We start from the raw sequence: 23,276 nt of genomic DNA, 5'->3' as shown, positions 1-23,276 counted from the left end.
ATGAAAATAGTTATTATGTTAATAATCATGCTGTTAAACGGATGTGGCGGAGGAGGCGGAGGATCGACAGCAGCAAGTCCAGCAACCCCTGCCGCCTCTTCTGAAAGCATTTATGATCTGGTGATTGCCGCTGAAAACAGTTTAGAAGCGGTATATACCTTAACTCTAGATATTGATGTATCGGCTCTATCGACTCAAAAATCGGTGGTTTCTATTTGTGATGACAGCAGCAGTCAGGGGGAATATCGAGAAATTAATTATCAAACTTGCCTGTTTCAAGCATCGTTCCATGATGGGGAAAAAGCGTTACAGCTACGTATTCCTAATCACGTTCAGCAATTGATCGCGGTAATATGGTTTCTAGATGGCAATCAAGAGCCAGTAGTTGCCCAGAGAGTGAATAACGAAGTGTATGGAAGTCACTGGAGCATCAGCTATTAATGTAAATAAATTGTTGATCAGTTGATAAATTCACCCTGAAGAGATAGGGTGAATTGTCGATTTATAAAAAGGTCAGTTATGGATTATCAACATATTAGACTCCCAGTTGGTGGGGAAAAAATAACGTTTGATGAGCAGGGTTCGCTTGATGTTCCTCTTTTTCCTATTATCTCTTTTATTGAGGGGGACGGGGTGGGTGTCGATATCACCCCTGTGATGCTTGATGTGGTGAATGCTGCGGTTGAAAAAGCGTATGGCAATAGCCGTAAAATTAAATGGATGGAAGTTTTTAATGGTGAAAAAGCGGCAGAAATGTACGACGGTGATTGGTTCCCACAAGAGACTCTTACCGCTGTGCGTGACCATGTTGTGGCGATTAAAGGGCCATTAACTACCCCCATTGGTGGTGGGTTTCGATCACTGAATGTGGCACTAAGACAAGAGATGGATCTCTATGTCAATATGAGACCAGTACGTTGGTTTACTGGCGTGCCATCACCACTTCGTGAGCCGGAAAAGACTGACATGGTGGTTTTTAGAGATAACTCCGAAGATGTCTATTCTGGTATTGAGTGGCGTGCTGATTCAGCTGACGCAGAGCGGATAATCGAATTTTTACAGCAAGAGATGGGAGTGACCCGGCTGCGTTTTGAAGAGAATTGTGCCATTGGGATCAAAAATATCTCTGAACAAGGGTCAAAAAGGCTGATTCGACAAGCCATCAAATACGCAATAGACAACCGTCGCTCTTCCGTCACTTTAGTTCACAAAGGCAACATCTTAAAGTTTACCGAAGGGGCATTTAAACAGTGGGGCTATCAGGTGGCCAAACAGGAGTTTAATGCGTTTGCGCACACGAATGGTCGATGGTTAGTGATTGAAGATAAGGCAAATGACCACCAAATTATTATCAAAGATATGATTGCCGATACGATGCTGCAACAGATCATATTAAAACCAGAAGCGTATGATGTGATTGCCACTATGAATCAAAATGGTGACTATCTTTCTGATGCGTTAGCAGCGCAAGTTGGGGGAGTTGGGATCGCACCGGGTGCAAACTTGAACGATGAAGTGGCTTTTTTTGAACCGACTCATGGAACCGCACCAAACCTAGCAGGTTTGGATAAAGTGAACCCAAGTTCGATCATTTTGTGTGCAGAGATGATGCTGCGTCATATTGGTTGGTTAGAGGCGGCAGAGAATATTAATAACGGAATGAAAGGGGCGTTTGAGAGTAAGCGCCTAACCTATGATTTTGCAGATAAAGTAGAGGGAGCAAGCGTTGTCAGCTGCTCCCAGTTTGGTGATATTGTAATAGATAATATGTGAGACTCGGTAATGGAACTCCGTAACTGAACCTTAAGCATAGTTAAGCTGTGGGGCGGCCACTATCTCGGTATCATGTTCAGTCAGAGCAATCTTTACAGTACCTGTTGGGATGTTTAATAACATCTCAATACGACGGAACAGTGATTGATAAAATGAAGACTCAACGGCACTGTGCATTTCTGGCGTTAGGTGATAAATACGATGAATAGCATGATTCGCCTTTGCTGAATGGTTTGACATGGTCGAGATGGTCGCAATCATCAAGGTGTCTAACAGTGTATCTGGAATTTCACAACAGTATTCATCCAGCACCGCCTCGGTAGTGGTATTGATGGTATTGATCCACTCGTCCGCTTCAAAATGGGCATCGTCCCCCGTTAACAGCTCTTTAGTAAATACGCGGCGGTATAACTCAAGTTTCTGGTTGGTGCTAGCTGTGCCGGAGATAGATTGCTGTTTTTGAGTCATCATTTTTCGATGTTTACCACCAAACTCAGCAATAATGGTTGATAACACTTCATAAAAGCTCTCAGCAGTAATTTGAGTTTTCGGTAACAGCTCGTCTTCAAAAAAATGCAACAGTGGCGTATCAATAAAAATAGTGTGGCGACGTTTGAAACCTTGGTCTGCGTTAATTTGTGGAGTCATAGTCTTATTCCTTTTCAGAGTCTAAATAGTGTTATCAGAGAGCGGTGTCTTTTTCGCTTCGCTCTGTCTACGTTTTTAATTTAGAGTGAATCAGAACATAAATGAAATAGTTGTTTTCTATTTTTGCTATTGATTAAATCAATAATGCTAGGTCAACTACTGAGTGACTAACGGTCTGCCACCGTTTTTGAGAACTCAATGAGTGCACGTCGCAGCCACTGGTGCGCTTTTGAGTGGTGTAAAAGAGGGCTCCAAATCATTTTGATCTCAATCGGAACAATCTGAAACGGTACGCGAACAGTGGTAAGGTTCGGCTCGTTTTTGTAGAGCATTGCTTGACGACGTGGAATGGTTGCGATCAACTGCGGCTGTGCTTGCAGTAACCCACTCATCATATAGTGGCGAGTAAACAAGCGAATATTTCGAGTTTGATCAAGTTGCCATAGCGCCTCATCGACCCAACCAAGCTTGTGGGATCCAGATTTATTGGAGACAGCAGTTTCAGCCCCCCAGCCCGCACGGTTGATCCATACGTGGTCAGACTCTAAATAGGTCTCTAAGTCTGTTTGAGTCACGTAGGGGTGCTCCTTGTGAGTGAGGCAGCAGAAGTTGTCACGCCATAAGGTGCTCTGGTGGAATGATTTCGGCATTGAAGTGAATCGGTTAATGGCCAAGTCAATGCTGCCCTTTTCCATGTCCTGTAATTTCACATCACCAGGAGGCAGAATATCAAAATTAATATTAGGGGCAGTGGATAGCATACTTTGAATAAACGGGATCAGTAGGGTTGCTTCCATGTAATCATTAGCCATAATGCGAAACGTTGCTTCACTGGTCTCAAAGTCAAAATCTTTGTCTGGTTGGGTGATCTGCTCCGCCATGGTGAGCAGTGAGACAATATCCGCTTTGAGTGAGTTCGCTTTGTCGGTTGGAGTCATGCCTTCACCCGTACGTACCAGTAATGGGTCATTAAACAGCTCACGTAATCGCTTTAAGGCATTACTCATTGCCGGTTGCGTCAGGGCCAATTTATTCGCCGCTTTGGATACGCTTTTCTCTTCGATAAGGACATTCAAATAGACTAATAAATTAAGGTCAACATTTCTAATATTCATATCATCAATACCCAGCAAAAAAATCATCAATTGTTTTTATTTAACTATGGATGATAGCTTGAGTAAATATTCAGAGTGTTTTAGTGTGAGATAAGTAACGCAACCGCTTACCGGAGTATATGCAGCAATGAGCAGTCTACAAAATGACCAGTTAAAAGCCATGATCGCCGCGAAACTAGCCCGTGCCATTTTAGCGGGCTTTGATTCGATGTTATCTGAGTTTTTATCCATTACCTTAAGTGCTCAATCTCGATTTGAACAAGCAGCATGGCACGATGTACATCAGGCTATGCGCGACCGTTTGAAGGTGTATGAAAAGAAAGTCGAGATAGCCAGCCAAACTGCACATCGCGTGGCTTATCATGAAATTGATGATATCCAACTTTGGCACTTGGCCAAGGATGCCTATGCCAATCTAGTGGTTGATCATGAAAATGCATTGATTGCGCAGACTTTTTTTAACTCGGTGTTTGGATCGATACGGGGCCACAAAAAGATTCGTGATGTACACCTATTTATTTTGCAAAAGCACTATATTCCACCTAGACGTGACACCAAAGAGATCCTTAACTTTATCGATAGCAAATCTGGACTGATCCCTGCTTTTTCTAAGCTGCTTAACTCATTTGTATTTCGTTTGCCTTATGAAGATCTAGAGCGTGATATCGCCTCTATTGACCGAGTGTTGCATAAAATTGACCCGGGCATGTTACAGATTGAAAAGTGTCATATTGAATTTGGGCGTTCGTTGTTTTTTCGTAATAAAGCGGCCTACATTATTGGTCGATTAATTGATGCCGAAACAGGAGTCAGTGCGCCGTTTGCAATTGCTCTGCTTAACAATGAAAAAGGGGCAATTTATGTCGATGCGATTGCCGTGGGAGAGGAGCAGCTGAGTATGTTGCTCGGTTTTGCCCGTTCCTATTTTATGGTTGATACCGATCAGCCCGTTCGTTATGTCGATTATCTCTGCGATTTATTGCCAAAAAAAGAGCGCTTTGAACTGTTTAACGCCATCGGTTTTATTAAACATGCGAAAACTGAGTTCTATCGCACAACGGTAGATGCGACAAGGCGAATGCCGAAAGAGGAGAAGTACATTGCCGCACCGGGAATTAAAGGCATGGTAATGTTGGTATTTACCACCGACTCTTCCGAGTATGTGTATAAGGTGATTAAAGACCGAGTGACGCCGCCCAAAGAGGCGTCTCGTGAAGATGTCATGGAGAAATACGATTATGTAAAAAATGCGGATCGTGTAGGCCGACTTGCCGATACGCATGAATTTCGATATCTGGCATTTGATCTTTCACGCTTCTCTGGTGAGCTTCTTAAGGAGATGAAACAGCAGGTAGGCGACAGCATTCGAATTTCAGGCAATGCATTGATTCTAAAGCACGTCTATGTAGAGCGAAAGATGACGCCATTGAACCTGTTTATTAAAGAAGCAGAGGACGCTCAATTACAACCGGTCATGGAAGAGTATGGAAATGCAATCAAACAGTTGGCAGCAGCAAATATATTCCCCGGTGATATGTTGATGAAGAATTTTGGCGTGACGCGTTGGGGCAGAGTGATTTTTTATGATTATGATGAGATCTGTCCGCTAGTTGATTGTCAATTCAGAGCGATACCTCAAGCAGAAGATGAGCTGGATGAGATGTCAGCTCAGCCATGGTTTGATGTCGAAGAGAATGACGTCTTCCCAGAGCAGTTTTCAGTCTTTTTTGCCGGCCACCGACAAGCTAGGTACTACTTTGAGCAGCAGCATCGTGATATCTACACGGTCGCGTACTGGAGACAGGCACAACAACAGATCAACGCAGGAGTGATTGCCGACGTCTTCCCCTATAAGCAGAAATGGCGTTTATAGACGTTTAACGCTATCTCTTATGACTAAGGTCGGTTCAAGTTGAATGACTCTATTTGACTCCTCTTTGGTCTGGATTCTTTCTAAGAGGGTATCTACTGCCATCTGGCCTAAACGGTGCTTAGGCTGATGAATAGTGGTGAGAGATGGTGTTATGAATTTGGCTATTTTGACATCATCATAACCGACGATAGAGAGGTCATCGGGTACATGAATGCCCTGTTTATGTGCTTGGTTAATCACACCCATGGCCATCATGTCATTGCTAATAAATAGCGCGGTTGGTAATCTACTTTGCAGCAAGGTTTTAAAGGCGCTGACGCCACCTTCACAATCGAAATCACCTTCACAAATCCACTCTTTATTAATGGTTAGTTCTGACTCCTCCATCGCTTGCACAAAACCAGACAGACGCTGCTGTGCGGGAAGTTTATCTAGGGGGCCAGTTAGGCAGCCTATTTCAGTATGGCCTTGCTCAATTAGGTGTTTAGTAGCCAGATAGCCGCCATGGTGTGAGTTATCTTGAATTTTATCACTTGAAAAGCCGATAGGGCCCCAATCCATCACCACTGTTGGGACTTGCTGGTGGCGAGCAAACAGGTCAAAGGACTCCTCTTTAAAGTCACTGCACATTAACAGTAATCCATCGACTCTCTTTTGCAATAAGGTATCGAGATTCGACTTCATTCTCTCAGAGTCACCCTCGGTATTACACAAAATCAGAGTATAGCCTTTCTCATAACAACGCCTTTCTACACCTTTTACCACTTCACCAAAAAAAGGGTTAGTAGAGGTCGTAACGAGCATGCCGAAAGTACGAGTGTGATTGACTTTTAAACTACGGGCTAGGGCAGAGGGAGCGTAGTTCAGTGACTGAGCAGCGGCATTAACCCTCTCGGTAATCTCGGGGCTGACAAATCGAGTTTTGTTGAGCACATGGCTGACCGTAGAGGTGGATGCTTTTGCCAGTTTTGCAATATCTTTTATGGTCGCCATGCGTGCCCTTTATTATTTAACTTGCTGTTATTATTAGTTAATTGATTGTATCTTGTTCATTGGTGTTTTTCAAAAATTGTTCCACTTCATGCAGGCTGGGAATTGAGGTTTGTGCGCCCATTCTTGTGACAGAAATAGCAGCGGCAGCGTGGGCAAATAGTATCGATGAGTGAGTGTCTTTGCCTGATTGAAGGGCGGTAATAAACGCCCCATTAAAAGTATCACCCGCAGCCGTAGTGTCGGTGGCTTTAACTTTAAAGCCTTTGATCTGTTCGCCATGACCACACTGACTTAACCAAACACCTTGACTGCCTAAGGTGATCAACACGGTATCGATCCCTTTTTGATGCAGTGAGGTAGCGGCGAGATTCGCTGAAGCCATGTCAGTGACAGCAATACCTGTTAACAGCTCCGCTTCAGTTTCGTTCGGGGTAATAATATTAACCAGTGAAAGCAGCGTATCAGAGAGTGGTTGAGCTGGTGCCGGATTAAGAACCACATTAGTCCCAGCTTGATGGGCAATCAACGCCGCAGCTTCAATGGTCTCTAGTGGGTTTTCGAGTTGCATCAATAAGGTATCGGCATTACGGATTAAATCATGATGGGGTAGTAGTTTCTCTGGAGTTAAGTGCCCATTCGCTTCAGCAGAAATACAGATACTATTTTCGCCGGTGTCGGCGACTTGGATCATCGCAATACCTGTTGGTGTCTCAGGCACAACCATGACTGCTTGGTTGTTGATCCCTTCAGCAGCGAAATTAGATTTAATATCGATACCAAAATGGTCATCCCCTACACAAGCGATGAAGGCGACATCTGCGTGTAAACGAGCTGCTGCGACGGCTTGGTTCGCGCCTTTACCACCAGGAATAATCTGGTAACTGTGGCCATGAAGCGTCTCTCCTGGGCGAGGAAATGAGGAAACTTGCAACACATGGTCGGCGTTAACACTACCAAGCACGACTAATTTATTCATAGGATATCCATTGAGTTAGATGAAAAGAGCATGCCCGAAAGGGAGACGGACATGCTAAGCTCAAACAGAAAAATGTGCGAGCATAAGTTTTTACTTTGTGACAACTTGTAGTGGAACTGGGATGTATTTCTCTACGCTATCGCCTTTAAGTACTTTAACCGCAGTTGCAACACCCAACGAACCAATTAATTCAGGCTGTTGAGCGACTGTTGCGCCCAGAAGGCCGCGCTCTACCGCTGCAAGTCCATCATCTGTGCCATCAAAGCCCACAATGAGGATCTCTTTGCCTGAAGCTTGTACTGCGCGAAGTGCACCCAATGCCATTTCATCATTTTGAGCAAAAACGGCTTGTACATCAGGGTTAGCTGCAAGCATGTTTTCCATGACATTAAGACCTTTTGCGCGATCGAAATCAGCAGGCTGGCTTGAAAGCAGTGTCATTGAGCTGGCATTAACGGCATTCATGAAACCTTCACCACGCTCACGCGCTGCAGACGTTCCAGGGATACCTTCTAGCTGCATAACCAATGCTTTTGCACCAACTTTCTCCATGATGAATTTACCAGCGGCTTCACCACCAGCAACATTATCAGAGGCGATGTGGCTGACAACATCGCCTCGGCTAGCGCCGCGGTCTAGAGTCAAAACAGGGATGTTCGAACGGTTAGCAATACGAATAGCATTAGAAACCGCATCTGAGTCAGTTGGGTTGATTAAGATAGCTTTTACACCACGGATAGTAAGGTCTTCAACATTTGAAAGCTCTTTACTTGGGTCATTTTGTGAGTCCAATACAATAAGCTCATAACCCAGCTCTTTGGCTTTAGCCTCTGCACCCTCTTTCATTGATACGAAGAAAGGGTTATTCAGGGTTGATACAACCATTGCGAGTGTATCTTGTGCGGCAGCCGCTCCTGCAAAAGAAGCAGACAAAACAGCAGCAGAAAGTAGTGTAGTAATCTTTTTCATCTCTATCGTCCTTTAAGTTTACGTTGCTCAATGTATTAAGAGCATTATTGTTGGTTTGTGTAGGGTTATTTGTTTTTGTTGTCCACTAATACTGCTAGTAAAATCACCACCGCTTTGGCAATCATTTGGTAGTAAGAGGAGACATCTAATAGGTTAAGTGCGTTATTTAAAAATCCGATGATCAGCGCACCGATTAAGGTACCCATAATACGACCACGGCCACCAGCTAAGCTTGTTCCACCGACCACGACAGCGGCAATGGCATCAAGCTCGTAACCCATACCGGCAGTCGGTTGTGCAGAGGAGAGTCTTGATGCGACGATGATGCCAGCAAGCGCAGCTAAAAATCCGCAGATGGCGTAAACACCGATTTTAACTTTATCGACATCAATGCCTGATAATCGGGTTGCGGATTCATTTCCACCAAGCGCATAGACGTAACGACCAAAGCGAGTGTGATTGAGCATGTACCAAGCGGCAATGAAGACAACTGCCATAATCCAAACGGGAACTGGGATGCCGAATAGGTAACCCGTACCGAACCAAGCAAAGGCATCGGCGGTATCGGTAAAGCCGGTAGAGATAGGGCGCCCATCGGTGTATACCATGGTGACGCCACGCAGTAGAGTCATGGTGACTAAGGTGGCGATAAAGGCTTGGACTTTCCCCTTGGCAATAATGATTCCTGTTAACCCACCTAATACCGCACCGGCAATGAGCGAGGTAGGAACGGCGACCATTACTGGAACTTCAAGACCAACCATAGTGGCTGCAAAGGCGCCACATAGGGCTAGAATGGAACCGACACTAAGATCGATACCAGCAGTTAATATGACCAATGTCATGCCAACAGCAATGATCGCATTGACTGAAGTTTGACGTAAAATGTTTAAGATGTTGTCGACGGTAAAAAAGTTAGCGTTTAAAAAAGAGACAACGGTGATCAAAAGAATCAAAGCAATCAACGACTTTTGATCAATCAGCCACTCTTTAGTGAATAATTTTTTACTGGTTAAGGTACTCATGCTGCTTCCTCATTGACTTGTTTACCGACTGCGCAAGCCATTAGTTTCTCTTGGTTGGCATCTTTAATGTTAAATTCGCCACTGATGTGACCCTCATGCATGACAATAATTCGATCGCTCATACCAAGAACCTCGGGCATCTCAGAAGAGACAAGAATGATGCTCATCCCCTCTTGTTTGAATTGGTTAATCAGTTGGTAAATCTCTTTTTTAGCACCTACGTCAACACCACGGGTTGGTTCATCAAGGATCAATACCTTTGGTCGAGTCATTAGCCCTTTTGCAATTGCCACTTTCTGCTGGTTGCCACCGGATAAATTGCCAATCAGTTGCTCGCGGCTTGGTGTTTTTATGTTAAACAGGTTAATAAAGTCATCAACAGCAAGGGTTTCTGCCGTGCTGTCAATAGTGCCACTCGGATGACTGAACATCTGTAGCGCACACAGCGACATGTTCTCTTTGACGGATAAGCCTAAAATAAGCCCATCGCCTTTGCGATCTTCAGAGATATAGGCAATGCCATTTGCCAGACCATCTTGAGGGGAGAGTGGATTGATGGTTTTACCGTTGATTTTAATGTCACCCGAGTCACGGTGAAGTGCACCATAAATGATCTTCATTAGTTCAGTTCGACCGGCTCCCATTAATCCTGACACCCCTAGTATTTCGCCTTTGGTGAGACTAAAACTCACATTCTGTATTCCAGAGCCCGTTAAATTATTAACTTCCAGGCAAGTCTCTCCATGGTCCACATTAACGCGGGGATACTGCTCATCCAGTTTTCGACCTACCATCATCTCAATCAGGGAGTCTTCCACCAGTTCGGAGACGGGGCTTTCAGCAATAAACTGTCCGTCGCGCAGCACGGTAACGTCATCACAAATTTCAAAAATCTCTTTCAAACGATGGGAGATGTACACTACGCCACAGCCTTGGGCTCTTAATTCGTTAATAACGGCAAACAGCGATTGAGTCTCAGTATCTGTGAGCGCATCGGTAGGCTCATCCATGACAATCACTTTTGATTCAAAAGAGAGGGCTTTTGCAATTTCGACCATCTGTTGCTCGCCAATGCTTAACTCTCCAAGTAACTGACGAGAAGAGTGCTTTACATTTAGACGATGAAGCAGAGCGTCAGCATTATCAAACATGGTTGACCATGCGATCGCACCAAAACGGCTGGTGGTTTCACGGCCCAAGTAGATATTTTCAGCAATACTCAGCTCTGGAATTAGATTAAGCTCTTGATGGATGATGCTAATGCCTGCCTCTTGGGAGTGCTTAGGGCCATTGAACGTAGCAGCACTCCCTTGATAGTTAATATCACCTGCGTCACGCTGATAGATTCCTGTCAGTACTTTCATTAAGGTTGATTTTCCCGCACCATTTTCACCAACCAGTGCCATAACTTGTCCGGGATAGACATTTAAACTGGCATGGTCCAGTGCCTTCACTCCAGGAAAGGACTTATCAATATCTTTTAACTGTAAAATTGGTTGCTTCATATCGAGCCTCAAACTGTTAAAAAACCACGCCTGATTGGAATATCACATTGGCATAAGGGGTGAACTCGCCAGTGCGTACAACGACTTTACTGTTCGACGTCATCGGCTTGAAGTGCTCATGACTCACGTAAGTGATGGTAACTTTTTTGTTGGTTAGAGCCTCTTGGTGACAGAGTTCATTAATCAATGCTTGGTGAAGGTCTGGACTCACCTGCGAGAACTCTTCAGCAATCACAACGCCTTGAATCTGCATTTCAGACAGTACAGCTTTGACGGTATCGATAAACGATGGGATACCGGGAACTAATGCGAGGTCAATACGAATCGTAGAGCTAGGAATAGGCAGTCCAGCATCACAAATAGTTACCTCATCGGTGTGGCCCAATTTGGCTATCACATAGGAAAGCTCAGAATTTAATAGTGAATTTTTTTTCATAATGTTCCCTTGTGAACGATGAACCAATCGCCATCGAAACGTTTCGATGAGAATTTAGACCTGATTAAATCGGATTGCACACCACATGAGCTAAAAGTGTGAATAAGATCAAAAATAGATATTTCTTTGTTGATTAGAAAGTGAGGTGTTTCACAATAAATCTATATTGGGGCGGGGGCTATTTTAGGGCTAAATGTCAGGAAACTTTACATAACCACTCTGATAATGTGGTTATTATTCGTGTAAATCTTTATTAAACAGTGACTTAAAATTGTGGCTTGATGGTTGCTAACATGAAGAGGTAAAAATATTTCTATCAAATAAATCAATGTATTGAGGTAAAGGAATGAAACAATTTACTGCTCTGATTTTTGCTGTTTTTTTTACATTTTCAACCAATGCGCTAGAGATAAAAGGGGAATTTTCTGGCGCAGTTAATACTTTTTTTCCAAGCTCATTTGAAGTGGGTGAGATGGTCACAGGAAATATTTCTATCAACTTGGATAACGCACCTATCCCACAAGTAGGGTTTGGGAAGATATCTATGACAAGTAGAACTATTAATTGGATAGATATGAGCATTAATGTTGGTAAGGAGCTATTTGATTTTTCTTTAGATCCTACTGAGTATTTTTCAGATTCAATTACACTGAATAATCCTATGATACCTAGTCTAGAAGAGAGTATCGTTATTGAAGCTGCTGGAGGGGAGTTTTTTAAAGATATGGAAAGAGCTTCACTAGTATTAACGAATTGGTCTGATTATTTATTTGGTCCAAACGGAATGACATGCACCTCAGATTGTGGTGTTGGTGGCCTAATGAAGGGTAAATTTGCGTCATTTAATATTAACAATTTCACGATAGGACCTGTTAATCCAATTCCAGAGCCAAGCACATTACTGATGTTTGCCTTTGGTGTTTTGGGGTTGACTCGCTTAAGAAAACAGCGGTAGTAGAGATAAAAAACCTGCTCACTGAGCAGGTTTTTTAAAATATTGATAGGGAGTCTATACTCAGGCTTCACTCAACGTTTGTGAGTAACGCGCTAAACCTTGTTCTAAATCAGCAATCAATTCATCCACATTTTCTAAGCCAATATGCACCCGAATCAGTGTGCCAGAAAAGTTAGGGTTGGCTACGGTTCGTAAACTGTTAAAACTGCGAGGTTCGTTGGCCAGAATGAGACTTTCAAACCCTCCCCAAGAGTAGCCCATACTAAAGTGTTTCATCCCATCTAACAGGGCAGTGGTCGCTGCATTATCACTCTGTTTTAGGACAAATGAGAATAATCCGTTGCACCCTGTAAAATCTCGTTGGTAAAATTCATGGCCGGGGCAACTTGGTAATGCAGGGTGGCGTACGTGATCAACCAACGGATGCTGTGCTAACCAGTTTGCGACTTTTATACTGCTCTCTTGGTGTTGCTTTAAACGAACCCCCATGGTGCGTAGACCGCGCATGGCGAGGTAGACGTCGTCAGGAGAGACACACTGTCCCATCAAATAACTCTGTTCTTGCAATTGTGGCCAACATTTTTTATTGGCAACAGCGGTACCAAGCATGACATCAGAGTGCCCAACAATGTATTTTGTTGCCGCTTGAATGGAGATATCCACACCAAAGTCAAACGGTGAGAAGTTAACACCCGCCGCCCACGTATTGTCGAGCATCACCACGATATCCTGTTCATGGGCAATGCGAGCTAATGTAGGAACATCTTGCACTTCCATCGTAATAGAGCACGGCGACTCTGTGAAAAGAACAGTCGTATTGGGCTGAATAAGTTCTCTAATACCGTCACCAATGCTCGGATCATAATAGGTGGTCTCTACACCCATCTTTTTCAAAATCACATCACAAAAGTCACGAGTCGGTTCATAACAGGCATCCACCATTAAAATATGATCGCCGGTTTTGACAAAAGAGAGAATCGCATTACTGATAGCTGCCGTTCCGCATGGGTATAGTGCACAACCTACTCCGCCTTCAATCTCCACCATGGCATCTTGAAAAGCAAAATGGGTTTGAGTACCGCGACGGCCATAAAAGAGTGTTTTGCCTTTACGATCCATTGTGGCGTTGTTTTTCTCTTTCACACTATTAAATACAACGGTTGAAGCGCGTTGAACTGATGGGTTAACAACACCATTGGTCCATTTCTTAGCTCTGCCAGCGGTGACCAGTGTGGTCTCTAATTGCTGTTTGGTGTTCTTGCTCATCCATTCCATCCCTATGATATTGATTGTCACTATGCACTTATATAAACCATGTGTGGCGGGCTAAGGCAAGGGAGATAAGTAAAAAAAAGAAATTACGTCGTAAATAATTGCTAGAATGTCGCCATATTATCCAAGTAGGTTATGAAGTATGTTGAAAGATCAGTTTGAAGCGTTAGTACAGTCACTCAGTAAATTGGAGAATTTGCCGCAGGTGTTAGAAGCACTGAAAGCATCTGACAATCCAGAGGTTGTCGAAGCGGCTGAGTCACTGGCAGGTCAGTTCAGTTTAGCTCAGGTGGAAGGCGAAAAACGTATCTACCATGTTACGACACAATATTCAGAAGAGAATGGGTCGAGCGAAGAGTTTGCAGAATGGATCATGAACGAAGGTGATGATGTGATTAAGTTTATTGCTTGGTTTTTCTACGTCATGTTTGATGTCAAAGATAAAGAGAGTTATAAAGCGGCGGGTAAAACCTATACGCAACCTAAAAAGCGATAAGACAAACAGCCTAAGCAGATAACTTAGGCTGTTTTTGTTTAAAGAAGTGGGCTGAACATATAGAAAACGCGTTCAATGAAACGGTTAAGAATGGAGCGTTCCTGCCACAGTTCAGACTCTACTCGGGTTGAATGCTTGAGGTAATCTTGTTGTACCCAACTGAGTTCTCGGGTGAATTCGAGATCATCTATGGCCAGAGTGAGTTCAAAATTGAGCCACAAGCTTCTCATGTCGAGGTTTACCGTCCCAATCAAACAAAATTGCTCATCAATAACCACAGACTTGGTATGTAACAACCCACCAGTAAAGCGATAAATATTGACCCCAGCTTCAAGAAGATCACTAAAAAATGAACGAGAAGCCCAATCCACCATGATGGAATCATTTTTGGCTGGGATAATCAAATCCACCTTGATGCCACGGTATGCGGTCATTTTTATGGTTTGTAGAAGGTGTTCACTGGGAACAAAATAGGGAGTGGTAATACAAATACTCTGTTTCGCTTGGTTAAACGCAGTAATAAGCGTTTGTTGAATGATATCCTCCGGCATTCCTGGTCCGGAGGGAATCACTTGAACAGAACTTAGTACCTCCGCAGAATTATCGATGTCACAAAGGGGGAGTTGAGTGATGTTTCTATCGCCAGTTTCCACCTCCCAATCCCAAGAATGAATGGTATCTAAGACTGCGGCACTCGGCCCTGTAAGACGGACCATCACATCCACCCACTGCCCAACTCCTGCGTTTTGTTTGAAGTGCTGAGGATCGACCAAATTCATCGACCCCGTATAAGCAACATGGTTATCGATAATCACCAGTTTTCGGTGTTGGCGGAGATCGAGTCGCCTGAAGAACATTCTGATAGGGGAAACCGCTAAACCTTCAATTAACTCAATGCCTGCCGTTTGTAACATATCGGGCCAATGGCTCTTAAAAAAGCGCATGCTACCTGCAGAGTCAAGTTGGACTTTGACCTTAACCCCTCGCTTGGCTGCTTTTATTAGAGCGGTGCCTACCGAATCAGCCAATCCACCTGGATGCCAAATATAAAACTCAAGGTGAACAAAGTGCTGGGCATTAGAGATATCGTCAACCATAGAACGTAGAATTTCATGGGGCGAGTTTTGTAGTGAGAGAGTGTCACCGCACAAGGCTGGAATGCTTGAACGGTTTAAACAAAGATCATGAATAGGTGTTAAATGGGACGAGATGTGTTGAGGTTGATGCGCCGGGCAATCGTGCAGTTGATTAAACCAACGCTCATAAGGCTGAAACATCTCTTTGGCACGTGCCGCTCTTTTTTTTCCTAAGTTGAGTTCACCAAATAGGAAATAAAAAATAACACCCACAATGGGTAGAATATAGATAATCAGTAGCCAGGCTAGTGATACGCCAACAGCGCGACGTTTAAACACCACTCTTAACGTTACACCAACAACCATCACCCAGTAGGCAAGTAATGCTGCAAATGCAAAAGCTTGGTAGAGTTTATCCATATAAAGTTGTTATACCTTTTAAACGAAGACGTAATTACGAGTCATTATATTAGCGATATTGTTTAGATTAGCTACATTAATCGATGAGAATTGAATACAAAATCAACTGCGAACTTTATGCGCTTATTGTGCATAAGATTATTAATTCTCTTTTTTTATCATTAACGAACGAAAACACTTTTTTATTTGCCCCCTTATCACGAAAAGAATGATTAATTATGTACATTTATTGAGTTTTATTATTACTATTATGTTAATAGTTTGTTTTTCTCAATATTGATTCGTCATCTCTAGATGGGTGTTTTTTTAGATGAGCTCTCTGTTTCTCACGCAGTAATTGAATAAAAGCGTTAAAAAGGTGGTAGTTATGAGATTGAATTTTAGATGGAAGTGGAAGTTTACAATTAATCTGCAAAAGAAGTTGTATGCCTCTTTTTCTGTCATCATTCTGCTAATGAGTTTAACGGTTTTGACCAGTTGGTGGATCTTAAACCAGACATTGGTGCTATCTGAAAAAATTGAACATAAGAATGTACCAAGTACTGTGCTGTACCTGAGCTTGATCGATAAGCAAGGTGACATGATGCTCAATATCTATAAATTCCTCTCCGGTGGTTTAGAAAAAGCGGGAGCAGAGCAGAAGGATAACTTTCAAAAAAACTACAAAGAGTTTACTCAAATCCTCGATGAGTTAATTCCTCTCGAATCAGACAACGCAGTTGATAAGCAGCGTATGAACTTAATCAAAGCGACGGTAACGGAGTTTTATGATTTGGTTGATCTTGATGTGTTCAGTTTGATTGAAGATGGCGTCTATTATGAAGAGGATATTCCCTATGCTTATGAGAGTTTAGAATATATTGAAGATAGCCTGCTTAATACATTAGAAAAAGAACTCAATGAAGCTGCAGCAGAAGAAGTTGAGGGAGCAACCCTAGCATTGACAAAACTTCACAGTAAGTTAACCATGCTGAAAAAAACCTTGATTGGGTTAACCATTGTGGCTTCAATTTTGAGCTTACTTATCGCTTACCGCCTTTCAACTACCATCACACGACGTGTTTCTGCCGTCGCCAGTTTGGCTGAAAAAGTGGCTAGTGGTGATCTCTCATCACAACCGATAGAAGATAAGAGCAGTGATGAGTTAGCGGCACTGGCGGTATCGGTGAATACTATGCAGGTCTCATTACAAACGTTGCTATCATCTATCTCCTCGGTGAGTGATGAAGTGAAACAAGTGTCGGTTGAACTTGATAACTCCACAGAAAAAATGTTGGATGGTGCTCAACAGCAAGCCTCAAAAGCCAGTATGATTGCCACGGCTTCTGAAGAGCTAACACTGACGATTAACGAAGTCGCACAGCAAAGTGTACTGACCTCTGATATTGCGCAAGAAGCGGGTCAATCTGCTCAAGAAGGCGGAATGGTCATCAACGAGATGGTAACCAGTACTCAAGAAGTATCTCAGCAGATGAACAGTATGTCAGACAACATGCAGACGTTAGATCAGCGCAGTGATGAAATTGGTAGTGTTATTAAGGTGATCGGTAGTATCGCCGATCAAACCAACTTATTAGCATTAAATGCGGCAATCGAAGCGGCAAGGGCAGGAGAGTATGGACGAGGCTTTGCTGTGGTTGCCGATGAAGTCCGTGCATTAGCAGCCAGAACCAGTGATGCGACGAAAGAGGTGACAGATTTAGTGAACGCGATTCAGACAGGCACCTCAGATGTGATGGCTCAATCTCAAGCCAGTGCCTCTTTAGTGCAAGATGGCGTTTCATTGAGTGAGAATGCAGGCAATGCCCTTAAAGAGATAGTGTCGAGCTCAAACAATGTACAGTCAATGATTCAAACTATTGCCACAGCGACCGAAGAGCAAACGGCGGTGACGAAAGAGATCGCCCAAGATATTGCCATCATCAATGATATTGCGGCTCACTCTGTGACGTTAACGGAAAACAGTTCAGAACGGTCGCATGAGTTACGAGACAAAGTGACACAGCTTGAAGCCTTACTGGCTAAATTCAAATTAGCCTAATCACATAAAGCCACAGACCACTTCTGTTTTTGCCATAGAGTAGCTATACTCTGCGGCAAATACAGGAGCTTACATGTTTGACATCCTTCATCAAAATTCCGACTTCATTATTATCAACAAACACCCCAATGTGAGTGTTCATAAAGATGATGGTGAAACCTCTTTACTTCTTGAATTGGCCAAAGAGAGTGGAGATAAACAGCTCTATCTAGTGCATCGTTTAGACAAAATGACATCGGGTATATTGTTGATTGCTCGACATCAGTCGGCGGCTAGTGAGTTGTCTCAGGCGTTTGCTGAGCGTTTGGTGCAAAAATTTTATCTGGCTATTGGCACCAAAAAGCCTAAGAAAAAACAAGGTACAGTGATTGGCGATATGCAGCGCTCCCGTCGTTCCTCTTGGAAATTACTGAATAGCAAAGAGAATCCAGCGATTACCCAGTTTTTCTCTTTACCCGCTGGTGTTTCAACGGGTGATGGCAAAGCGCAACGACTTTTTCTATGTAAGCCTCATACGGGGAAAACCCATCAAATTCGAGTGGCTCTCAAAAGTGTCGGTTCGGCGATTTTAGGTGATCCTATTTATGGTGATCAGAGTGAAGCCGATCGTGGGTACCTGCACGCCTATCAACTGACGTTTGAGTATCAACATGAGACACATACCTTCCGCTGCTTGCCTGAGCAGGGTACAGAGTGGCTGCGAGACGAGGTACAACTAGGTCTTGAGCAGTGGCAACAGCCATTATCTTTGCCATGGCCAACCCTGTAATCTGAATGGCCCCTACACATAAAGAACCAATAGAGACGATGGAAACCATGGAAACAGTAGATAACCCAAACCGTGATGCTGAAGTGATGTCCCCTCAAGCCCTACCCATATTTTTTGAACACTTAACGCACGCTTTTGCGCATCGCCCTGATGAACTTCGTCGACTGTTTCATGGGCGAGGTCGCTGCTTCCCAGGCTTAGAGCAGCTCACAGCAGATTGGCTGCAGGGACAGTTACTGATCGGCTTATTTAAAGAGCCTAGTGATGAATTTTTACAAGTGTTAATTGCAGGGCTACAGGCTTTTGCTGACACCCCATTATGGCAAGAGTCTGAAGGGCAGTCGATTGTGATTCAGCACCGCACACGGGATCGCTCGCCAGTCGATGTGATCGTGGGTCAGCTTAATGATTTTCCCGTAGCGCAAGAGAGTGGCTTGAAGTATCAGTTAGACCTTGGAAAAAATCAGAACATGGGGCTGTTTTTAGACATGCGCTATGGCCGTCAGTGGGTTGAACAACACAGTGAAGGAAAGCGGGTGTTAAACCTGTTCGCTTACACGTGCGGTTTCTCGGTGGCTGCCATTGCGGGTGGCGCTGAGCATGTTGTGAATCTTGATATGGCCAAATCAGTATTAAGCCGAGGCCGTGATAACCACCGTTTAAATGAGCATGATTTACGTAAAGTGACTTTCTTAGGTCATGAACTCTTTAAGTCGTGGGGTAAGGTGAAAAAATTGGGTCAGTATGATCTGATTATTATCGACCCACCCTCTTTTCAAAAAGGGAGCTTTGCGTTAACCAAAGATTATCAGAAAATTCTACGTCGTCTGCCTGAGTTATTATCTGAAGAAGGGCAGGTGGTGGCCTGTGTCAATGATCCTTCGGTGACCTCAGACTTTCTTATTGAAGGCATGGCAGCCGATGCCCCAGAGCTAACCTTTATTAGACGTTTAGATAATGCCCCAGAATTTAACGATGTGGAGCAAGAGAGCGCACTAAAAGTGCTGTTGTTTGGTAGAGAATAAAAAGGGCTTTATAGCCCTTTCGCGATACAAGTCTGCTCACTGATATAGTGGTCAACTTTGAGTTGGCCGCGATTACTGCGCACCACAATTCGATAGTTCATCCCTTGGCTAAGGAGCGGCCTAATCTCACTGTCATTGCAATAGGTGGTTTCACTGTTATCCACCAGTTGTTGCAGTGAGAGAATCCCGTCGCTTGCTTCTAAGAAGTGCAGCTCAACCGTTTGCTGTTTAGATTTAGCCTGAATCATGGTGATCGGGCCCATCTCAATAGGCAGATCACTGGCCAAAATCCCAGCACGATATTTTGCTAAGGCTTCAAGGTGGTTGCGTTTCTCGGCATCAGCAGAGGCGCAGCCAATCAAGGTGGTGAGCAGTGAGGTGACGATAATCGCTTTTTTAAACACTAAGGCAATACCTTTTTAAAGGGTTTTACGGTGACGTTAGCGTAAACACCTGCAGCAATGTAAGGGTCGGCATCGGCCCAGGCTTGAGCGTCTTGCAGTGAGGCGAACTCAGCAATGACGGTAGAACCAGTAAAACCAGCCTCACCAGGGTTTTCTGAATCGATAGCGGGCATAGGGCCTGCAACCAGAAGACGGCCTTGATCTTTTAGCTCATTAAGACGAGCAAGGTGATGTTCACGAACGCTCATGCGTTTTTCTAAACTGTTTTCAACATCCTGCGAAAATATGACATACCACATAGGGACAAGTTCCTTTTTTTAATGCGAGATTATCGCGTTGATGTATCTGAGTTTTATATCATACAAAAAAGCCCTAGTGATCAACTAGGGCTTTTTTAAATTATTGCGTACAAACGCTATTAATCGTGCATTTTGATAGGGCGAGGCCTGCCTTCAGCATTGATCGCAACATAATTGAAGGTTGCTTCACATACTTGGAAGCGGCTGCGTACACCATCGACTTTGACGGGTTTAACCCAGACTTGTAGATTAATCGACATAGAGGATCGACCGATTTTTGTGCATTCGCCATAACAGCAAACCACATCACCTACCTTAACGGGCTTTTTAAACTCAATACTAGAAACCGATACCGTAACGATACGGCCACCTGAAATCTCTTTAGCTAAAATACCACCCGCTAAATCGAGCTGCGACATGATCCAGCCACCAAAAATATCACCATTGGCATTACAGTCGCTTGGCATGGAGAGGGTGCGGGTTAAAAGTTGACCATTAGGAATATCTGACATACAAATCTACTCAGCACTCTCTTTAGGCATCTTCTTATAAATATAGATGCCAGTAAGAAGGGTATAAGCAAACGTTAAGCCTAATAGGCCAAATACTTTAAAGTTAACCCATACATCTAAAGGCATACTGAAAGCCACATAGACATTCACTATCGCGCAGGCGATAAAGAAGAGTACCCAAGCGAGGTTGACCCGATTCCATACTGAATCTGGCAAAGTGATCTCTTTGCCTAACATCGTTTTAATCAATGGTTTTTTCATGAATTGGCTAACAAGAAGGCCAACCGCAAACAGACCGTAGATAAACGTCACTTTCCATTTAATAAAATTATCGTCATGGAAGAAAAGAGTCATGCCACCAAATACTGCAACCATAACAAAAGTCACTAATTGCATCTTCTCTACTTTTTTGTATAAGAAGTAAGTGACAATAATTTGAACCGCAGTAGCGGCGATCAATGCGGCGGTACCGACATAGATGTCATACATTTTATATAGAGCAAAGAATATGATCAGTGGAATAAAGTCTAAAATCTGTTTCATGAATACTACTAATTAAGTAAAAAGTGGTTAGCAGTTTAACCAAATCTGGCGGGCGGGTAAACGTTACAATACCTTTCGTTACAAAAAGCGTTATTTAGATAAAAAAAACCAACACATGGGGTGTTGGTTTTTAACCGGTTTGGCGATGTTACTTAATGGTGGCTGCTTTCATATTACGTACAAAGTCAGCTAAATTATCCAACATTTTAGGGGGGGCATCTAGATTTGTCTCAATGATTTTCACCACCGCCGAACCTGAGATAGCACCGGCAGCACCTGCTTGAATCGCCTCTTTTACTTGTGCAGGTTCAGAGATGCCAAAGCCCAACAAAGAAGGTGCCGCATCATGTTTGTTGAGACGTTCCAGCAGTTGACTGACTGGCATGCTTGCTTTGGTTTCAGCCCCAGTCACACCTGCACGCGATAGTAGGTAGGTGTAACCTCCCCCTAAACGAGCGACATCGGATAAAGTCTGATCGTCACCATTAGGTGGTGCGATGAAGATCTGATGCAGTCCATGCTTCTTAGCCGCTTGATTAAAATCGGCACTTTCCTCGGTAGGGACATCAGCAATTAAGATAGAGTCGACCCCAGCTTTCTGACATTTAGCATAGAAGTTATCAATACCGTTAGAGAAGACTAGGTTGGCGTATAACAACAGCCCAATTGGAATTTCCGGGTATTTTGCACGAATTTGGGTAAGCAGTTCAAAACAGCTATCTGGAGTGGCACCCGCGTCAAGGGCTCGAATATTAGCGCCTTGGATAGTTGGACCATCTGCCAACGGATCAGAAAACGGAATACCGAGTTCGAGCGCATCTGCACCCGCTTCAATCAAAGTCTCCATGATGGCCAGTGATTGCTGTGGATTTGGATCACCTATGGTAACAAAAGGGACAAAAGCACCCTGTTGTTGATCATTAAGCTTTTGAAACAGTGTTTGATAGCGATCCATTATATCACTCCTTTTTCGCTAAGAATGTCATGAACAGTGAAAATATCTTTATCACCACGACCGGATAGGTTAACCACCAATAGCTGCTCTTTTTCTGGGTTCTCTTCAATCATTTTCAGTGCGTGAGCAAGGGCGTGAGCGGATTCTAGAGCAGGAATGATCCCCTCTTTACGAGCCAATATTTGAAAAGCTTCTAGTGCTTCATCATCGGTAACAGAGTCGTACACTGCTCGTCCAGTTGAGGCTAAATATGCGTGTTGAGGGCCAACTGACGGGAAGTCGAGTCCAGCAGATACGGAATAGGACTCTTGAACTTGACCTTCAGCATTTTGCATCAATGGAGCTTTCATTCCAAAGAAGATGCCTGGTCTGCCATGTTTTAATGGAGCACCATGCATATCGGTGTCGATGCCTTTCCCTGCGGGTTCTACCCCAATCAGGCCTACACTTAAATCATCAATAAAATCTGCAAACATGCCAATGGCGTTTGAACCACCACCCACACAGGCGATTACTGCATCGGGTAAGCGACCTTCGCGGGCTAAAATTTGCATTTTAGTCTCTTCACTAATAATGCGCTGGAATTCACGTACGATGGTTGGGAACGGGTGAGGGCCCGCTGCTGTACCGAGCAGGTAGTGAGCAGTTTCATAGTTGGCAGACCAGTCACGCATCGCTTCATTACAGGCGTCTTTTAAGGTTGATGATCCCGAGTGTACAGGAATCACTTCAGCCCCCATTAATTTCATGCGAAAAACGTTAGGGCTTTGACGCTCCATATCTTTCGCGCCCATGTATACGCGGCATTTTAGGTTAAGGAGAGCACACGCTAATGCCGTGGCAACACCGTGTTGACCAGCGCCCGTTTCTGCGATGATCTCTTTTTTACCCATGCGCTTAGCCAATAGTGCTTGACCAATAACTTGGTTGGTTTTGTGCGCCCCGCCATGCAGCAGATCTTCTCGCTTTAGGTACAGTTTGGTTTTTGTGCCCGTTGTTAGGTTCTGGCACAAGGTTAAGGCCGTTGGGCGCCCCGCGTACTCCTGCAGTAGAGACATAAACTCGGCACGAAACTCAGGGTCTGCTTGTGCATCGATATAAGCATCTTCAAGTTGGTCAAGTGCTGGGACTAATATCTGTGGGACAAATTGCCCACCGAAATCTCCGAAATATGCGTCTAATTTTGCCATGATAAT

General features: G+C 43.8%; 24 protein-coding genes. 8 read left to right on the top strand and 16 right to left on the bottom strand.

From position 1 onward, the window contains the following. Both L4C32_RS05210 and icd read left to right on the top strand, forming a co-directional pair. Positions 1-441 (top strand): hypothetical protein, encoded by a 441-nt coding sequence (locus L4C32_RS05210; protein WP_428195798.1) that lies wholly within the window; start codon positions 1-3, stop codon positions 439-441. A gap of 78 nt (positions 442-519) precedes the next feature. Further along, positions 520-1,773, top strand: a complete 1,254-nt coding sequence (gene icd, locus L4C32_RS05205) for an NADP-dependent isocitrate dehydrogenase (RefSeq protein ID WP_428195797.1) — start codon at positions 520-522, stop codon at positions 1,771-1,773. 30 nt (positions 1,774-1,803) lie between these two features. Here the strand turns inward: icd and L4C32_RS05200 are convergent, their stop codons facing one another. Both L4C32_RS05200 and L4C32_RS05195 read right to left on the bottom strand, forming a co-directional pair. Beyond that, positions 1,804-2,421: a hypothetical protein gene (locus tag L4C32_RS05200; protein ID WP_428195796.1), complete on the bottom strand. Its 618-nt coding sequence runs from the start codon at positions 2,419-2,421 to the stop codon at positions 1,804-1,806. A 167-nt stretch (positions 2,422-2,588) separates the two neighbouring features. After that, a complete protein-coding gene (locus L4C32_RS05195; protein WP_428195795.1) occupies positions 2,589-3,536 on the bottom strand; it encodes a LysR family transcriptional regulator in 948 nt (315 codons plus the stop codon). 127 nt (positions 3,537-3,663) lie between these two features. Here L4C32_RS05195 and aceK point away from each other — a divergent pair, with 127 nt between their 5' ends. Next, entirely contained in the window at positions 3,664-5,409 is a 1,746-nt protein-coding gene (gene aceK / locus L4C32_RS05190) for a bifunctional isocitrate dehydrogenase kinase/phosphatase (protein WP_428195794.1), read from the top strand. Here aceK and L4C32_RS05185 read toward each other — a convergent pair. The 6 genes from L4C32_RS05185 to rbsD form a co-directional block, all read right to left on the bottom strand. Next, positions 5,404-6,402, bottom strand: coding sequence for a substrate-binding domain-containing protein (locus L4C32_RS05185; protein WP_428195793.1), 999 nt, complete (start codon positions 6,400-6,402; stop codon positions 5,404-5,406). The two genes, aceK and L4C32_RS05185, sit on opposite strands and share 6 nt — an antisense overlap. Before the next feature lie 37 nt (positions 6,403-6,439). Beyond that, the gene (gene rbsK, locus L4C32_RS05180) at positions 6,440-7,378 is read right to left on the bottom strand and encodes a ribokinase (RefSeq protein ID WP_428195792.1); all 939 of its coding nucleotides are present in this window, start codon (positions 7,376-7,378) and stop codon (positions 6,440-6,442) included. 90 nt (positions 7,379-7,468) lie between these two features. Continuing rightward, positions 7,469-8,347 (bottom strand): ribose ABC transporter substrate-binding protein RbsB, encoded by an 879-nt coding sequence (rbsB, locus tag L4C32_RS05175; RefSeq protein WP_428195791.1) that lies wholly within the window; start codon positions 8,345-8,347, stop codon positions 7,469-7,471. 65 nt (positions 8,348-8,412) lie between these two features. After that, positions 8,413-9,372, bottom strand: coding sequence for a ribose ABC transporter permease (gene rbsC, locus L4C32_RS05170; protein WP_428195790.1), 960 nt, complete (start codon positions 9,370-9,372; stop codon positions 8,413-8,415). Next, positions 9,369-10,877, bottom strand: a complete 1,509-nt coding sequence (gene rbsA / locus L4C32_RS05165; RefSeq protein ID WP_428195789.1) for a ribose ABC transporter ATP-binding protein RbsA — start codon at positions 10,875-10,877, stop codon at positions 9,369-9,371. The genes rbsC and rbsA overlap by 4 nt, the downstream gene beginning before the upstream one ends. Before the next feature lie 16 nt (positions 10,878-10,893). After that, positions 10,894-11,313, bottom strand: coding sequence for a D-ribose pyranase (rbsD, locus tag L4C32_RS05160; protein ID WP_428195788.1), 420 nt, complete (start codon positions 11,311-11,313; stop codon positions 10,894-10,896). 346 nt (positions 11,314-11,659) lie between these two features. Here rbsD and L4C32_RS05155 point away from each other — a divergent pair, with 346 nt between their 5' ends. Beyond that, entirely contained in the window at positions 11,660-12,268 is a 609-nt protein-coding gene (locus tag L4C32_RS05155) for a PEP-CTERM sorting domain-containing protein (RefSeq protein ID WP_428195787.1), read from the top strand. 60 nt (positions 12,269-12,328) lie between these two features. On the opposite strand, the gene L4C32_RS05150 is transcribed toward L4C32_RS05155, so the two are convergent. Continuing rightward, complete coding sequence (locus L4C32_RS05150; protein ID WP_428195786.1) at positions 12,329-13,534, bottom strand: cystathionine beta-lyase; 1,206 nt, start codon at positions 13,532-13,534, stop codon at positions 12,329-12,331. Positions 13,535-13,682: 148 nt separating this feature from the next. Here L4C32_RS05150 and L4C32_RS05145 point away from each other — a divergent pair, with 148 nt between their 5' ends. Then, positions 13,683-14,036, top strand: a complete 354-nt coding sequence (locus L4C32_RS05145) for a hypothetical protein (RefSeq protein WP_428195785.1) — start codon at positions 13,683-13,685, stop codon at positions 14,034-14,036. Positions 14,037-14,074: 38 nt separating this feature from the next. Here L4C32_RS05145 and cls read toward each other — a convergent pair whose 3' ends face one another. Then, positions 14,075-15,532 (bottom strand): cardiolipin synthase, encoded by a 1,458-nt coding sequence (cls, locus tag L4C32_RS05140; RefSeq protein WP_428195784.1) that lies wholly within the window; start codon positions 15,530-15,532, stop codon positions 14,075-14,077. Positions 15,533-15,899: 367 nt separating this feature from the next. Between cls and L4C32_RS05135 the strand changes: the two genes are divergently transcribed. The 3 genes from L4C32_RS05135 (at position 15,900) to L4C32_RS05125 (ending at position 19,367) form a co-directional block, all read left to right on the top strand. Beyond that, positions 15,900-17,573, top strand: a complete 1,674-nt coding sequence (locus tag L4C32_RS05135) for a methyl-accepting chemotaxis protein (protein ID WP_428195783.1) — start codon at positions 15,900-15,902, stop codon at positions 17,571-17,573. Between the two features lie 73 nt (positions 17,574-17,646). Continuing rightward, positions 17,647-18,342, top strand: coding sequence for a TIGR01621 family pseudouridine synthase (locus L4C32_RS05130; RefSeq protein ID WP_428195782.1), 696 nt, complete (start codon positions 17,647-17,649; stop codon positions 18,340-18,342). An 86-nt stretch (positions 18,343-18,428) separates the two neighbouring features. Further along, on the top strand, positions 18,429-19,367 hold the full coding sequence (locus L4C32_RS05125) for a class I SAM-dependent methyltransferase (RefSeq protein ID WP_428195819.1): 939 nt from the start codon (positions 18,429-18,431) through the stop codon (positions 19,365-19,367). An 8-nt stretch (positions 19,368-19,375) separates the two neighbouring features. Here the strand turns inward: L4C32_RS05125 and gspS2 are convergent, their stop codons facing one another. The 6 genes from gspS2 to trpB all read right to left on the bottom strand — a co-directional run bounded on the left by gspS2 (position 19,376) and on the right by trpB (position 23,270). After that, complete coding sequence (gene gspS2 / locus L4C32_RS05120; protein ID WP_428195781.1) at positions 19,376-19,771, bottom strand: type II secretion system pilot lipoprotein GspS-beta; 396 nt, start codon at positions 19,769-19,771, stop codon at positions 19,376-19,378. Then, complete coding sequence (locus tag L4C32_RS05115; protein ID WP_428195780.1) at positions 19,771-20,070, bottom strand: YciI family protein; 300 nt, start codon at positions 20,068-20,070, stop codon at positions 19,771-19,773. The genes gspS2 and L4C32_RS05115 overlap by 1 nt, the downstream gene beginning before the upstream one ends. A gap of 119 nt (positions 20,071-20,189) precedes the next feature. Beyond that, positions 20,190-20,582, bottom strand: a complete 393-nt coding sequence (gene yciA, locus L4C32_RS05110) for an acyl-CoA thioester hydrolase YciA (RefSeq protein ID WP_428195779.1) — start codon at positions 20,580-20,582, stop codon at positions 20,190-20,192. A 6-nt stretch (positions 20,583-20,588) separates the two neighbouring features. Further along, on the bottom strand, positions 20,589-21,125 hold the full coding sequence (locus tag L4C32_RS05105) for a septation protein A (RefSeq protein WP_428195778.1): 537 nt from the start codon (positions 21,123-21,125) through the stop codon (positions 20,589-20,591). A 148-nt stretch (positions 21,126-21,273) separates the two neighbouring features. Then, positions 21,274-22,080, bottom strand: a complete 807-nt coding sequence (gene trpA / locus L4C32_RS05100; RefSeq protein ID WP_428195777.1) for a tryptophan synthase subunit alpha — start codon at positions 22,078-22,080, stop codon at positions 21,274-21,276. Further along, the gene (gene trpB, locus L4C32_RS05095) at positions 22,080-23,270 is read right to left on the bottom strand and encodes a tryptophan synthase subunit beta (protein WP_428195776.1); all 1,191 of its coding nucleotides are present in this window, start codon (positions 23,268-23,270) and stop codon (positions 22,080-22,082) included. Before trpB ends, trpA begins: the two co-directional genes overlap by 1 nt. Between the last annotated feature and the right edge of the window lie 6 nt (positions 23,271-23,276).

Source organism: Aliivibrio kagoshimensis, assembly GCF_050337105.1.
Lineage (GTDB): Bacteria > Pseudomonadota > Gammaproteobacteria > Enterobacterales > Vibrionaceae > Aliivibrio_A > Aliivibrio_A kagoshimensis.
Note: the sequence above shows the minus strand (reverse complement) of the source record. Positions and strands in the feature narration are given on the sequence as shown.

Bases quoted from the DNA above. Each gene is read 5' to 3' on its own strand.
- trpB (WP_428195776.1), bottom strand. From the start codon at position 23,270: ATGGCAAAATTAGACGCATATTTCGGAGATTTCGGTGGGCAATTTGTC.
- icd (WP_428195797.1), top strand. From the start codon at position 520: ATGGATTATCAACATATTAGACTCCCAGTTGGTGGGGAAAAAATAACG.
- trpA (WP_428195777.1), bottom strand. From the start codon at position 22,080: ATGGATCGCTATCAAACACTGTTTCAAAAGCTTAATGATCAACAACAG.
- L4C32_RS05200 (WP_428195796.1), bottom strand. From the start codon at position 2,421: ATGACTCCACAAATTAACGCAGACCAAGGTTTCAAACGTCGCCACACT.
- rbsB (WP_428195791.1), bottom strand. From the start codon at position 8,347: ATGAAAAAGATTACTACACTACTTTCTGCTGCTGTTTTGTCTGCTTCT.
- L4C32_RS05135 (WP_428195783.1), top strand. From the start codon at position 15,900: ATGAGATTGAATTTTAGATGGAAGTGGAAGTTTACAATTAATCTGCAA.
- L4C32_RS05155 (WP_428195787.1), top strand. From the start codon at position 11,660: ATGAAACAATTTACTGCTCTGATTTTTGCTGTTTTTTTTACATTTTCA.
- rbsC (WP_428195790.1), bottom strand. From the start codon at position 9,372: ATGAGTACCTTAACCAGTAAAAAATTATTCACTAAAGAGTGGCTGATT.
- aceK (WP_428195794.1), top strand. From the start codon at position 3,664: ATGAGCAGTCTACAAAATGACCAGTTAAAAGCCATGATCGCCGCGAAA.
- cls (WP_428195784.1), bottom strand. From the start codon at position 15,532: ATGGATAAACTCTACCAAGCTTTTGCATTTGCAGCATTACTTGCCTAC.
- rbsD (WP_428195788.1), bottom strand. From the start codon at position 11,313: ATGAAAAAAAATTCACTATTAAATTCTGAGCTTTCCTATGTGATAGCC.
- L4C32_RS05125 (WP_428195819.1), top strand. From the start codon at position 18,429: ATGTCCCCTCAAGCCCTACCCATATTTTTTGAACACTTAACGCACGCT.
- rbsA (WP_428195789.1), bottom strand. From the start codon at position 10,877: ATGAAGCAACCAATTTTACAGTTAAAAGATATTGATAAGTCCTTTCCT.
- L4C32_RS05185 (WP_428195793.1), bottom strand. From the start codon at position 6,402: ATGGCGACCATAAAAGATATTGCAAAACTGGCAAAAGCATCCACCTCT.
- L4C32_RS05130 (WP_428195782.1), top strand. From the start codon at position 17,647: ATGTTTGACATCCTTCATCAAAATTCCGACTTCATTATTATCAACAAA.
- L4C32_RS05210 (WP_428195798.1), top strand. From the start codon at position 1: ATGAAAATAGTTATTATGTTAATAATCATGCTGTTAAACGGATGTGGC.
- L4C32_RS05150 (WP_428195786.1), bottom strand. From the start codon at position 13,534: ATGAGCAAGAACACCAAACAGCAATTAGAGACCACACTGGTCACCGCT.
- rbsK (WP_428195792.1), bottom strand. From the start codon at position 7,378: ATGAATAAATTAGTCGTGCTTGGTAGTGTTAACGCCGACCATGTGTTG.
- L4C32_RS05115 (WP_428195780.1), bottom strand. From the start codon at position 20,070: ATGTGGTATGTCATATTTTCGCAGGATGTTGAAAACAGTTTAGAAAAA.
- L4C32_RS05195 (WP_428195795.1), bottom strand. From the start codon at position 3,536: ATGAATATTAGAAATGTTGACCTTAATTTATTAGTCTATTTGAATGTC.
- L4C32_RS05105 (WP_428195778.1), bottom strand. From the start codon at position 21,125: ATGAAACAGATTTTAGACTTTATTCCACTGATCATATTCTTTGCTCTA.
- yciA (WP_428195779.1), bottom strand. From the start codon at position 20,582: ATGTCAGATATTCCTAATGGTCAACTTTTAACCCGCACCCTCTCCATG.
- L4C32_RS05145 (WP_428195785.1), top strand. From the start codon at position 13,683: ATGTTGAAAGATCAGTTTGAAGCGTTAGTACAGTCACTCAGTAAATTG.